Origin of the sequence: Streptomyces sp. 11-1-2 (genome assembly GCF_003595545.1) — a bacterium.
Lineage (GTDB): Bacteria > Actinomycetota > Actinomycetes > Streptomycetales > Streptomycetaceae > Streptomyces > Streptomyces hygroscopicus_B.
Genome location: NZ_CP022545.1, coordinates 3,253,149 through 3,265,231 on the forward strand (window position 1 = coordinate 3,253,149; position 12,083 = coordinate 3,265,231).

General features: G+C 72.5%; 10 protein-coding genes. 2 read left to right on the plus strand and 8 right to left on the minus strand.

Annotation, left to right across the window (positions count from 1 at the left end; genetic code table 11):
- Nucleotides 1-266 precede the first annotated feature (266 nt).
- Nucleotides 267-1,490, plus strand: coding sequence for a TerD family protein (locus CGL27_RS13670; protein WP_119994382.1), 1,224 nt, complete (start codon nucleotides 267-269; stop codon nucleotides 1,488-1,490).
- On the opposite strand, the gene CGL27_RS13675 is transcribed toward CGL27_RS13670, so the two are convergent.
- The 3 genes from CGL27_RS13675 to CGL27_RS13685 form a co-directional block, all read right to left on the minus strand.
- Entirely contained in the window at nucleotides 1,443-2,543 is a 1,101-nt protein-coding gene (locus CGL27_RS13675) for an LLM class flavin-dependent oxidoreductase (RefSeq protein ID WP_237299845.1), read from the minus strand. The genes CGL27_RS13670 and CGL27_RS13675 overlap by 48 nt on opposite strands.
- A 102-nt stretch (nucleotides 2,544-2,645) precedes the next feature.
- Complete coding sequence (locus CGL27_RS13680) at nucleotides 2,646-4,103, minus strand: alkaline phosphatase PhoX (RefSeq protein ID WP_119986910.1); 1,458 nt, start codon at nucleotides 4,101-4,103, stop codon at nucleotides 2,646-2,648.
- Nucleotides 4,104-5,142: 1,039 nt separating this feature from the next.
- Nucleotides 5,143-6,699, minus strand: a complete 1,557-nt coding sequence (locus CGL27_RS13685; RefSeq protein WP_119986912.1) for a hypothetical protein — start codon at nucleotides 6,697-6,699, stop codon at nucleotides 5,143-5,145.
- Between the two features lie 450 nt (nucleotides 6,700-7,149).
- Between CGL27_RS13685 and CGL27_RS13690 the strand changes: the two genes are divergently transcribed.
- Entirely contained in the window at nucleotides 7,150-8,976 is a 1,827-nt protein-coding gene (locus CGL27_RS13690; protein ID WP_119986914.1) for an endonuclease/exonuclease/phosphatase family protein, read from the plus strand.
- A gap of 77 nt (nucleotides 8,977-9,053) precedes the next feature.
- Here CGL27_RS13690 and dapD read toward each other — a convergent pair whose 3' ends face one another.
- The 5 genes from dapD to sufU form a co-directional block, all read right to left on the minus strand.
- The gene (gene dapD / locus CGL27_RS13695; protein WP_078640794.1) at nucleotides 9,054-10,043 is read right to left on the minus strand and encodes a 2,3,4,5-tetrahydropyridine-2,6-dicarboxylate N-succinyltransferase; all 990 of its coding nucleotides are present in this window, start codon (nucleotides 10,041-10,043) and stop codon (nucleotides 9,054-9,056) included.
- A gap of 221 nt (nucleotides 10,044-10,264) precedes the next feature.
- Nucleotides 10,265-10,840, minus strand: coding sequence for a TetR family transcriptional regulator (locus tag CGL27_RS13700; protein WP_119986916.1), 576 nt, complete (start codon nucleotides 10,838-10,840; stop codon nucleotides 10,265-10,267).
- A complete protein-coding gene (locus CGL27_RS13705; RefSeq protein ID WP_078640796.1) occupies nucleotides 10,840-11,160 on the minus strand; it encodes a multidrug efflux SMR transporter in 321 nt (106 codons plus the stop codon). The genes CGL27_RS13700 and CGL27_RS13705 overlap by 1 nt, the downstream gene beginning before the upstream one ends.
- A gap of 116 nt (nucleotides 11,161-11,276) precedes the next feature.
- Nucleotides 11,277-11,612 (minus strand): metal-sulfur cluster assembly factor, encoded by a 336-nt coding sequence (locus CGL27_RS13710; protein WP_059144908.1) that lies wholly within the window; start codon nucleotides 11,610-11,612, stop codon nucleotides 11,277-11,279.
- Nucleotides 11,609-12,073, minus strand: coding sequence for a Fe-S cluster assembly sulfur transfer protein SufU (sufU, locus tag CGL27_RS13715; RefSeq protein WP_078640797.1), 465 nt, complete (start codon nucleotides 12,071-12,073; stop codon nucleotides 11,609-11,611). The genes CGL27_RS13710 and sufU overlap by 4 nt, the downstream gene beginning before the upstream one ends.
- Nucleotides 12,074-12,083 lie beyond the last annotated feature (10 nt).

Consider the following 12,083-nt stretch of genomic DNA (forward strand, 5'->3'; position numbering starts at 1 on the left):
GTAGTTCGCGGGCGCGACGCGTCCGTACGCGGCTGTGGCGGCACCGCTCTGGTGGTCCCATATCGCCCTCTCGAACGCGCGGACCGGGGCAACCGGGGCGGGGCGACCAGGGCCCGACCGCAGCGAGGCAGGCCACGGCCCGACCACGGCGGGGCAGCTCACGGGCGACCTCACGGCCGACCGCGGCGGGGCAGGTCTTGACGGAAGTCAGACGCAGGTCAAGGAACCGTAAAGCGGGGACGTTCGTTACCCCGGGCATGACCGCTATGACACCCGGCTCGAACCTCCCCCTCTCCGTCGCGCGCGTGGCGGTTGACGTCACCGCTCCGGTGCGGCTCGACGTATCGGGCCTGCTGCTCACCGCCAACGGCAAGGTGCGCTCCGACGACGACTTCGTCTTCTACAACCAGCCCGCCGGACCCGGGGTGACCCATCGCGCCGGAGCGGCGGGCGCGGGGGACACCATCACCGTGGACACCGCCGCCGTCCCCGCCGACATCGAGAAGATCGTGGTGACCGCGAGCCTGGACGCGCCCGGGGCGACGTTCGCGGGCACCGAGCCGACCGCCACCGTGCGCGGCGCCGACGACGGTGCGGTGATCGCCACGTTCACCCCGCCGCGGCTGGGCAACGAGACCGCTCTGGTGACCGTGGAGGTCTACCGGCGCAATGGGGCGTGGAAGGTGCGCGCGGTCGGGCAGGGGTATGCCAACGGTCTGGCGGGCATCGCCACCGACTTCGGGGTGTCGGTCGAGGAGCCCGCCGCACCGGCCGCCCCCGCCGCCCAGGCGCCGGCCCCGCCGAGCGGCCCGCCCGCCGGTTTCCAGCCCCCGCCGCCCATGCCGAGCGCCCCGCCGCCCGCCGCCCCGGCCGCGCCGCCCGCCGCCGCACCGGCCTCGGCCCCGGCCACCGGGAAGATCAACCTGGACAAGGGCCGCGTCAGCCTGCAGAAGAACCAGACGGTGTCGCTGGTCAAGGGCGGCCGCCCGTTGCTCAGCTCCGTGAAGATGGGCCTGGGCTGGGAGCCCGCCTTCCGCGGCAAGGACATCGACCTGGACGCGTCCGTGATCGCCTTCGGTGTCGACCGTAAGAAGATCGACGCCTGCTTCTTCGGCAAGCTGGCCATTCTCAACGGCGCCATTCAGCACTCCGGCGACAACCTCACCGGTGAGGGCGGAGGCGACGACGAGTCCATCACCGTCCACCTCGGCGGCCTCCCGCCCGAGGTCACCGCCTTGGTCTTCACGGTCAACTCCTTCACCGGCCAGAAGTTCACCGATGTGGCCAAGGCGTACTGCCGCCTGCTCGACGCCCAGTCCGGCGAGGAGCTGGTCCGCTTCGACCTCACCCACGCCGAGTCGCGCACGGGCGTGATGATGGCGAAGCTGATCAAGCAGTTCTCGGGCGAGTGGGAGATGACCGCGATGGGTGAGTACGTGGACTCACGCACCGTGCGCGGCATGGCCAAGCCCGCCGGCAAGGCCCTCTGACACGCGGCCGGGGCCGGAGCCGGGGACAGAGCCGGAGTCGAGGTCGCCCGACAGTCCCGCCACGCGGGCCAGGCGTCGGTAGGAATCCAGCAGGGCCTCGCGGTCGTAGGTGCTCGTCGTGACCAGCACCTCGTCGGCGTCGCTGCGCTCGATCAGCTCGTCGAGCGCGGCGGCGACCTCGTCCTCCGTGCCGTACAACTGGCCGCGCAGGCCCCGCTCGTAGAAGCCGCGCTCCTTCTCGGTCATCTCCCGGGCCTCGATCTCCGAAGCGGGAGCCAGCGGCGGGAAGGCGCCGTGGGTGCGGGAGTAGGCCATCGCCCATGCCTCGGGGAGCAGCAGCCGGCGGGCCTCCTGCGCCGTGCCGGCGACCGCGACATTGCCCGAGACGACGACGTACGGGGCGGAGGACCACGCCGAGGGGCGGAAGCCCGCGCGGTAGCGGTCGATCGCGCGCAGCATCTCGTCCCGGCCCCGCAGATCGCCGATCACCAGGGACAGTCCGGCCCGCGCCGCCAGATCCGCGCCCGCGCCGGTGGCCAGGACGAAGACGGGCAGCCGCAGCCCCTCCGCCGGGTGGGCGTGGACCTGGGGGTAGGCGTCCTGTTCGCCGGTGAACCAGCCGAGCAGCTCGTCCAGTTGGGCGCCGAAGTCCTGCGCGGCGTCCTTCTCGGTGCCCAGGGCGCGGCGGATGCCGTCGGTGAAGCCGACGGAGCGGCCCAGGCCCATGTCGATCCGGCCCGGGAAGAGGGATTCGAGCACCCCGAACTGCTCCGCCACGACGAGCGGGCGGTGGTTCGGCAGCATCACCCCGCCCGTGCCCACCCGGATGCGGACCGTCGCCGCCGCGACGGCGGACGCCAGCACCGTGGGCGCCGAACCGGCGACGCCGGGCACGCTGTGGTGCTCGGAGACCCAGAAGCGGTGGTAGCCGAGGGCCTCGGCCTGCTGGGCGAACCGTACGGTGTCGCGCAGCGCCTGCGACCGCTCCCGGCCCTGGCGGGTGCGGGAGCGGTCCAGGATGGAGAAGGGGGTGGTGCGCAGACGTGAGGTCACCCTCACGTCAACGCATCCCCCGGCCGGGAGGATTCCCCCGGGCCTTGCGGCCGTCCGGCCTTTCGCCTTCGGCCTTCGGCCTTACGGCCTGATCGGCGTGCGTCAGCGCTGGCGGCGCCAGGGGCCGGTGATCGCGAGCATGATGCCCGGCACCTGGATGTTGGCGTACAGCGTCGATCCGTCGGGCGAGAAGACCACACCGGTGAACTCGCTGAACTCCGGCTCCTCCGCCGTGCCGATGCTCAGGTCGTTGCGCGCGATCGGGTACGTCCGGCCGTCCTCGGTGGCGCCGAAGAGGTGCTGGATGCCCTCGCCGTCCTCGGCGATGACCAGACCGCCGTACGGCGAGACGGTGATGTTGTCCGGGCCGTCGAAGGCGCCGTCCTTCGACGGGTCCGGGTTGACGCCGAGCAGCACCTTGAGGGTGAGGGTGCGGCGCTTGGGGTCGTAGAACCAGACCTGGCCGTCGTGCTGGACCGGGCTCTCCGCACGGGCGAACGAGGAGACGATGTACGCGCCGCCGTCGGCCCACCACATGCCCTCGAGCTTGCGCGCCCGGGTGATCTCGCCGTCCTTGAACTGCTTGCGCACCGACACGGACTTCGCGTCGCGGTCCGGCACCGGCGCCCAGTCCACCCCGTAGACCGTGCCGGTCTTGGTGGCGCGGGACAGGTCGTCCACGAAGTTGCCGCCCGAGTCGTAGCACTTGGGCGCCTGGAGCACGCCCGCGTCGTCCTTGAGCCGGTCGAGCTTGCCGCGGCCGTGCTCGAAGCCGTGCGGCGGCACCCAGCGGTAGAGGAGGCCGTTCGGGCCGGAGGCGTCCTCGGTGAGGTAGAGGTGGCCGCGCTTGGGGTCCACGACGACGGCCTCGTGGGCGTACCGGCCCAGGGCCTTGATCGGCTTCGGGTCGCGGTTGGCCTTACGGTCGTGCGGGTCGACCTCGAAGACGTAGCCGTGGTCCTTGGTCATGCCGTTCTGGCCGGCCTTGTCCTCGGTCTCCTCGCAGGTCAGCCAGGTGCCCCAGGGGGTGCGGCCACCGGCGCAGTTGGTGGCGGTGCCCGCGATGCCGACCCACTCGGTGACATGGTCGCCGTGCTTGGAGACCTCGACGACGGTGCAGCCGCCGGAGGCCGCCGGGTCGTAGACCAGCCCCTCGATCAGCGGGACCGGGTGCGGCCAGTTGTTGCGGGGACCGGCCAGCTCGTGATTGTTGACCAGCAGCGTCGCACCGCGCGAGCCCTCGAAGGTGGCGGTGCCGTCGTGGTTGGACGGGGTGGACTCGCCGGACTCCAGCTTCGTCTCACCGGTGCGGGTGATGATCTTGTAGCGGAAGCCCTTGGGCAGCGCCAGGATGCCCTTGGGGTCCTCGACGAGCGGACCGTAGCCGAGCGACGCGCCGCCGTGACCAGGGGGGCCCGCGGCGCCCGCGGCGCCCGCGTCGGTCGCCTCTGCGGCGAGCGCGCCGGGGGCGGTGGCGAGCACCCCCGCGCTTCCGACCAGGGCGACCCCGGCCCCGGTGTACGCGGAACGCTTCGCGAAGTCTCTTCGGCTGAGCGGCATGTCTTCTCCCGAACGCAGGGTGGTGTCCTCCGACTGCGGCCATACGTTCCCGCCCCCGCCCGAACATCAGTTGAACGGAGCGCGACATCAAGGGACGAATGACCGCCGACCCCTTATACGGAGCGTAGGCCGATACGGCTCTAGACAGCGCTCAACTTCCCGGCCGGGGGCGCGCCGGTCCCGCGAGCCCCTCGCGGGACCGGCGCCCCGCGAGGGGCCTTCGGCGCGGCGGAGTGGGTGTGCCGCCCGGCGGCACGCCCGTCCAGCGGGCGGGCGCCCGCACCGGACCGCGACACGCAAGCGCCACGCAGGCCCCGGGACGGGGCCAGCCCCGCCCACGCCCGTGCCCGTGCCCGTGCCAGGGGGTGCCCGGCGGATCTTTCCCCTCCCCGCCCCTTCCCGATACCAAGGGCTCCGCCCCTGGACCCCGGGGTCCAGGGCTGAGCCCCACCACGCGGCGGAGCCGCACATCGATACCGCGGGAAAGCGGGGGGAGCAGCCTGCCGACCGTTCCCGTCACCAGGGCTTCACCCCCCGACCCCGGGGTCCAGGGCAGAGCCCCACCACGCGGCGGAGCCGCACATCGATGCCACGGGAAGGCACGGGGACGCGAGCAGCCTGCCCGACCGCGCCCGTCACCAGGGCTTCACCCCCGGACCCCGAGTCCAGGGCAGAGCCCCACCACGCGGCGGAGCCGCACATCGATACCGCGGGAAGGGGCGGGGAGGGGAACAGCCCCGTCGCGAGCGGCACGATCCGGTGGATATCCCGGAGCGGGGTCTCCACGCACGGCGGGGGAAGCGCGATGCCCGGCGGCACGCCTGCGGGTGTTGTGAGGCGCGGTGCGCGGGTGTGGGGCGCTTCTGCCGTCCGGGGCCCGGGGTGTCGGGGCACGGGCGGCATCGGGCCGGGCGGGCGGGCGTTCCGCGAAGACGCCACGGGTCGGTCCGGACCGCAGCGAACCCGCACCACGGGTCGGCCCGGGCCGCGGCGGGCCCGCGTCACGGGTCGGCCACGGCCGCGGTGAGCCCCGCTGCGGCTATGCCCTTGAGCGGGCCTTGAAGGCGGCCTTACGGGCCTCCTTGGCGGCCTGCTTGTCCGGGTGCAGTCGGCCCATCGCCTCCAGCACCTCCGCGGTCGCCGGGTGGTCCACCCGCCAGGCCGAGTCGAAGAAGCTCCCGGACTGGTCGACCAGGCCGCGCACCAGATCCCGCAGCTCCGCCGAGTCGCCCTCGGTGGCGAGCTGGGCCGCGAGGGTGTCCACGGTCAGCCAGAAGACCATCGCCTCCGACGGCTCCGGGACGCCCGCCACCTCGTGCTCGGCCAGCCAGACCCGGGCCAGTCCGCCCAGGTGGCGGTCGTCGAGTACCTCGCGCAGCGCGGGCTCGGCCTCGGTTCCGACCAGCGAGAGGGTCTGCTGGCAGGTGAGGCGGCGCAGCGGTGCGCCCTCGTCGTCGCCGCGCGCGGCGGCCAGCAGCTCGCGGGCGGCCTCCTCGGGCGTACGGCGGGCCAGCCACTGCTCGGCCTCGGCCTGCGCGGCGGGCTCGGGGTGGCCGGGGAGGGCGTCCAGCAGGATGTCGGCGCCCTTGTCGGCCAGGTCGCCGACGGCTGGGGCGTCGATGCCCGCCTCGATCATCCGGGCCCGTACGGCGTAGACGCCGAGCGGGGTGAGCCGCACCATGCCGTAGCGGGAGACGTCCTCGTCCTCGAGCTCCTCGGCCGTCTCGGGCTCCTGGATCCGGCCCTCGCCGTCGACCTCCTGGATCAGCGCCTCGTCCACCGGCTGGTAGTCGATGAGGCCGGTCGGGGCGAGCAGCCGGAACTGGTCGTCCAGCCGCACCATCGCCTCGGAGACCTCTTCGAGGATGTCGTCGGTGGGCTCGTCCATGTCCTCGGGGACGATCATGGAGGCGGCCAGCGCGGGCAGCGGTACGGAGGCCGCGGCGGCCTCCTCGTCCAGGGCGGTCAGCAGATAGAGGTTGCCCAGCACCCCGTCGAGGAACTCGGCCTCCTCCTCCGGGTTCCAGTCGATCGCGTCGAGGTCGAGCTCACCGCCCTCGCTGATCTGGGCGGCGATGTCGCCCAGGTCGGGGGCGGCGGCGTCGGCCAGCACCGTCTCGAAGCCGTCGAGCCAGATGTCCAGGATGTCGCGGGGGCCGCCCTCGGTGATCAGCCGCAGCTCCTCGCCGCTGATCGCGAGGGCGGAGAACTCGTCCCCGAGCGGCGCCTCGCCGTCCGCACGGCCGCCGTCACCCTTACCGTCGCCATCGCCGTCGTCATCGGGCCGCGCGGCCGCCTCGGCGCCCGACGCCTCCTCGGACTCGTCGATCTCGACCAGCCCGGTGTCGACGGCGAGCTGCCACGCCTGCGCCGTGTGCTCGGGCCCGTCCTCGTCCCCCGCGAGCCCCAGCAGCTCGATCGCCGCCCGCAGCTCGCCCTCCGGCAGCACCCCGCCCGACGCCACCGGCTTCCCCGGCTCGGCCCAGCGGGCGAGCCGGACCGCGCGGGCGAGGAGCGGCGCGGCGAGTGCGTCCCGCGCGAGTTCCGCGTCGGTGCGAAGCCGCACGGGCGGCATGGTGGGGCGCTCTTCTGGCATGGGCGGACGTCACTCCTCGGGGCGCGGAAGTCGCGGGGGCTGTGGGGCTATAGGGCTGTGGGGCTATGGAGCTATGCGGGGGCTATGGAGCTATGAGGCTACGGGTCTCGGGACCCCGCTGTGGAGCCATGGGGGTACGGATATGCGGGTGTACGGGCACGGGCGCCACGGCACGGCCCGGACCCCAGCGTAGACGGAACGGGAGGGCACTTTCGTCCCGATGTGGTCCCACGCCCGATCCCGCACCGCGGCAGGCGGTGAATTCGGCCGTCGGGCTCCGGGAACCGGCCGGGGCGAGGGGGTGGGCGGCGCCGCCTCGTTCATGTCCCCGCCCCGCTCCCGCCATCCGCAAGCCACCCGTCCTGTCTTGACAACTTCAGCGCCCAGGAAAGAGATTGACGCGCGTAGAGGCGATTTCCTCGCCGTTCACTCCTTTCGGAGGCCACCACCATGTCCCTTCGCGCACCGCGCGGACCCGTCGCCGTCACCGCCGTCGCCGCCTCCGCCCTCGCGGCCGGGCTGCTCGTCGTGCCCTCGTCGGCCTCCGCCGCCGAGATCCGCATCCATGACATCCAGGGCAGCACCCGGATATCCCCGCTCGCCGGACAGCAGGTGACCGAGGTCCCCGGCACGGTCACGGCGATACGCGCCTTCGGCTCGTCGCGCGGCTTCTGGATCCAGGACACCGAGCCCGACCGGGACGCGGCCACCAGCGAGGCGATCTTCGTCTTCACCGGATCGACCACGCCCTCGGTCGCCGTGGGCGACTCGGTGCTGGTCTCCGGGGCGGTGTCCGAGTACTACCCGGGCGGCAAGGACGCCGGTCTGCAGTCGCTCACCGAGATCTCCAAGGCCACCTGGACGGTCCGGTCCTCCGGCAACGCGCTGCCCGCCGCGTACCGGCTCAACCCCGCCACGATCCCCGACCGCTACACCCCGGACGCGGGCGGCGACTCCATCGAGGGGCTGACGCTGCGGCCGGGCTCGTACGCCCTGGACCGCTACGAGTCGCTGGAGGGCATGCGGGTCTCGGTCGAGAACACCCCCGTGGTCGGCGCGACCAACACCTACAAGGAGCTGTGGGTCACCGCCGAGCCCCGCCACCAGCGGACCGAGCGCGGCGGCGCCCTCTACGGCTCGTACCGCGACCCGAACGCGGGCCGGGTGAAGGTGGTCTCCCTCCTCCCCTACGCCGAGCACCCCTTCCCCGTCGCGGACGTCGGCGACGCGCTGACCGGCACCACGGCCGGGCCGCTGGACTACGACAACTTCGGCGGCTACACGCTCGCCGCCACCACGATGGGCGACCTGGCCGACCACGGCCCGAAGCGGGAGACCACCCGCAAGCAGAAGGCGGACGAACTCTCCATCGCCACCTACAACGTGGAGAACCTCTCCCCCAAGACCGCCCAGTCGAAGTTCGACCGGCTGGCCACCGGGCTGGTGGAGCACCTCGCCTCGCCGGACATCGTCGCACTGGAGGAGGTCCAGGACGACAACGGCGCCACGAACGACTCGGTGGTGGGCGCCGACGCCACGCTGACGAAGCTCACCGACGCGATCAAGGCGGCGGGCGGCCCCTCGTACGAGTGGCGCCAGATCAACCCGGTTGACGACCAGGACGGCGGCGAGCCGGGCGGCAACATCCGGGTGGCGTTCCTCTACAACCCGAAGCGGGTCTCCTTCACCGACATCCCCGGCGGCGACTCCACCACCCCGGTGACGGTCGAGAAGAAGGGCGGCAAGGCCACGCTGTCGGCCTCCCCCGGACGTATCGACCCGGCCAGCGGCGTCTGGAAGGACAGCCGCAAGCCGCTGGTCGGGCAGTTCTCCTTCCGGGGCCGCCCGGTGTTCGTGGTCGCGAACCACTTCAACTCCAAGGGCGGCGACCAGGGCCTGGACAGCCGCTTCCAGCCCCCGGCCCGCTCCTCGGAGACCCAGCGCACCGGACAGGCCAAGACCGTCAACACCTTCGTCAAGGCGCTGCTGAACGCCGACCCGAAGGCCGCGGTGGTCGTCGCGGGTGACCTCAACGACTACCAGTTCTCGCCCGCGCTGGCCGACCTCACCAAGGGCGGTGTGCTGACGGACCTGGTGACCCGGCTGCCGAGGGACGAGCGCTACGGCTATGTCTACAACGGCAATTCGCAGGTGCTGGACCACATCCTGACCAGCCGCGCGCTGCGCCGTGCCGACTACGACATCGTGCACATCAACGCCGAGTTCGCGGACCAGTCCAGCGACCACGACCCGCAGGTGGTGCGGGTCCGCCCCTGAGAAAACCCTTCCGGGGGTGCGGGGGCCGTGCTGCCCCCGCACCTCCGGGCGCGGCGCGAAACCCCGCGCGCCCCAACTCAGTTGTGGCTGTGCAGCGCCTCGTTCAGCCCGCCCCAGGAACCGGTGCGGGGCAGCGCCTCGACCGCGCCGGTGATGGAGTTGCGGCGGAAGAGGAGGTTGTCGGCGCCGGAGAGCTCCAGGGCCTTGGCGATCTTGCCGTCCGGGAGGGTGACGCGGGTGCCCGCCGTCACATACAGCCCCGCCTCGACGATGCAGTCGTCGCCGAGCGGGATACCCAGGCCCGCCTCGGCGCCGAGCAGGCAGCGCTCGCCGATGGTGATCGTCTGCTTGCCGCCGCCGGAGAGAGTGCCCATGATCGAGGCGCCGCCGCCGATGTCGGAGCCGTCGCCGACCACGACGCCCGCGCTGATCCGGCCCTCGACCATGGAGGTGCCCAGCGTGCCCGCGTTGAAGTTGACGAAGCCCTCGTGCATGACCGTGGTCCCGGGGGCGAGGTGCGCGCCGAGGCGGACCCGGTCGGCGTCGCCGATGCGGACGCCGGCGGGGACGACGTAGTCGGTCATCCGGGGGAACTTGTCGACACTGGTCACCGACAGGTGCAGCCCCTCGGCGCGGGCGGCGAGCCGGGCCCGCTCGACCTGGTCGGCGGCGACGGGGCCGAGCGAGGTCCAGGCGACGTTGGCGAGCAGGCCGAACTGACCGTCCAGGCTCAGGCCGTGCGGCTTGACCAGCCGGTGGCTGAGCAGATGCAGCCGCAGATAGACGTCGTGCGCGTCCAGCGGCTTCTCGTCGAGCGAGGCGATGACCGTGCGGACGGCGACGACCTCGACGCCGCGCCGGGGGTCCGGCCCGACCGCCTTGAGGGCGGTCTCGCCCAGCAGCTGCGCGGTCCGCTCGGCGTCGAGCCGCTCGGTCCCGGCCGGGCCGGGCTCGGCGGCCAGCTCGGGGGCCGGGAACCAGGTGTCCAGAACGGTGCCGTCCTCGGTGAGGGTGGCGAGACCGGCGGCGACGGCGCCGGTGGGGGCGGTGGTGGATGCATCGGTCATGGTCAGAACGCTAGCCGGAGGCGGGGCCGGGAGGCGAACCGGTCTCATCGACCGGTCCCGGGGCGGCCCGTCACGCGGCCTCAGCGACCAGTCCCGGACAGCCCGTCACGCGGCCTCAGCGACCAGTCCCGGACAGCCCGTCACGCGGCCTCAGCGACCAGTCCCGGACAGCCCGTCACGCGGCCTCAGCGGCCGGTCCCGGCGCGGCCCGTCACGCGGCCTCAGCGAGCGGTCCGGGGCACCCCGCCATCGCCGTCTCCGCCCATGATCCGCGCCAGCGCCGCGCGGGTGCCCTCCCGGTCGTACGGGCGGTCCGCCAGCAGCACCTGCAGGGTCAGCCCGTCGATCAGAGCCACCACCGCGCGCGCCGTGGCCGCGTCGCGCACCAGTCGCGTCAGCATCCGGGCCATCTCGTCCAGGCACTCGGCGGCGAGCGGCCGCAGCCCCGCATGGCGCAGCGCGGCGAAGTACAGCTCGTACTCCAGCTCCATCCGCGCCCGGTCGCCGGTGAGCTGCTCCCCCAGCCACCGGGCCAGCTCGTCGGCGGGCGGCGCGGCCGGATCGACACCCTCCACCCAGCTCTCCACCTCCGCCAGCCACTCCGCGTTGATCTGGCGGAGCGCCGCGACCAGCAGATCGTCGAGGGTCGCGAAGTGGTATGTCGTCGAGCCCAGCGGCACATCGGCCGCGGCGGCCACGGCCCGGTGGCTGAGCCCCGCGATGCCTCGCTCGCGGACCACGGCGGCCGCGGCGTCGATGATCCGCTGGCGCCGCTCGGGGTCGTAGCGGCGGCCCATCAGTGGGCGCCGTTCAGATTGAGCACCACCACCCCGGCGATGACCAGCAGCACGCCGAGCACCTTGGCGGCGGTCATCGCCTCCCCCAGGAAGAGCATGCCGATCGCGGCGATGACGGCGGTCCCGGCCCCGGCCCATATGGCGTACGCGGTGCTGACGGAGATGGACTTGAGCGTGTGCGCGAGCAGCACGAAGGACAGCAGGTAGCCCACGCCCGTGGCCAGCGAGGGCCAGAGCCTGCTGAAGCCTTCGCTGTACTTCATCGAGGTGGTCGCCAGGATCTCGGCCAGGATGGCCCCGGAGAGCGTCACATATGCCATGCGTACAAGTGTACACAACGATGCGTACGGCCGTACATAACCAGGTGCCCCGGAACATGAGAGCGGCCCCCGCGCCGAAGCGCGGGGGCCGCTCTCAAAGCCCAGGAGGCGAGACGTCAGACGTTGAAGCCGAGGGCGCGAAGCTGCTCACGTCCATCGTCGGTGATCTTGTCCGGGCCCCACGGCGGCATCCAGACCCAGTTGATCCGGAGCTCGTTGACGATGCCGTCGGTCGCGGACTTGGCCTGGTCCTCGATGACGTCGGTCAGCGGACAGGCCGCCGAGGTCAGCGTCATGTCGATCGTCGCGATGTTGGCGTCGTCGATGTGGATGCCGTAGATCAGCCCGAGGTTGACCACGTCGATGCCCAGCTCGGGGTCCACGACGTCGTACAGGGCCTCGCGGACCTCTTCCTCGCTGGCGGGCTTGGTGGTGGTCACGTTGTCACTCATGCGGTCTTCCCTCCGGCGGTCTCACCCAGTGCCTGTGCCGTGGCGTCCTTCCACGCCATCCAGCTCAGGAGGGCGCATTTCACACGGGCCGGGTACTTGGAGACACCGGCGAACGCGATCGCGTCCTCCAGCACCTCCTCCATGGCGTCGTCCGGCTCGGCCTTGCCCTTGGACTGCATCAGGTGCAGGAAGGTCTCCTGGATCCTGCGGGCCTCGGCCAGCTCCTTGCCCACCAGCAGCTCATTGAGCACGGAGGCGCTGGCCTGGCTGATGGAACAGCCCTGGCCCTCGTAGCTCACGTCCTCGATGGTGTCGCCGTCAAGCCGCACCCGGAGCGTGATCTCGTCACCGCAGGTCGGATTGACATGGTGTACCTCTGCGTCGCCGTCCCTCAGGCCCCGTCCATGGGGGTTCTTGTAGTGGTCCAGGATCACGTCCTGGTACATCGAATCCAGCTTCACGCGGCACGCC

Excerpts from the sequence above, each read along its gene's own strand:
- CGL27_RS13670 (WP_119994382.1), top strand. The coding sequence starts at position 267 with ATGACACCCGGCTCGAACCTCCCCCTCTCCGTCGCGCGCGTGGCGGTT.
- CGL27_RS13680 (WP_119986910.1), bottom strand. The coding sequence starts at position 4,103 with ATGCCGCTCAGCCGAAGAGACTTCGCGAAGCGTTCCGCGTACACCGGG.
- CGL27_RS13685 (WP_119986912.1), bottom strand. The coding sequence starts at position 6,699 with ATGCCAGAAGAGCGCCCCACCATGCCGCCCGTGCGGCTTCGCACCGAC.
- CGL27_RS13690 (WP_119986914.1), top strand. The coding sequence starts at position 7,150 with ATGTCCCTTCGCGCACCGCGCGGACCCGTCGCCGTCACCGCCGTCGCC.
- dapD (WP_078640794.1), bottom strand. The coding sequence starts at position 10,043 with ATGACCGATGCATCCACCACCGCCCCCACCGGCGCCGTCGCCGCCGGT.
- CGL27_RS13700 (WP_119986916.1), bottom strand. The coding sequence starts at position 10,840 with ATGGGCCGCCGCTACGACCCCGAGCGGCGCCAGCGGATCATCGACGCC.
- CGL27_RS13705 (WP_078640796.1), bottom strand. The coding sequence starts at position 11,160 with ATGGCATATGTGACGCTCTCCGGGGCCATCCTGGCCGAGATCCTGGCG.
- CGL27_RS13710 (WP_059144908.1), bottom strand. The coding sequence starts at position 11,612 with ATGAGTGACAACGTGACCACCACCAAGCCCGCCAGCGAGGAAGAGGTC.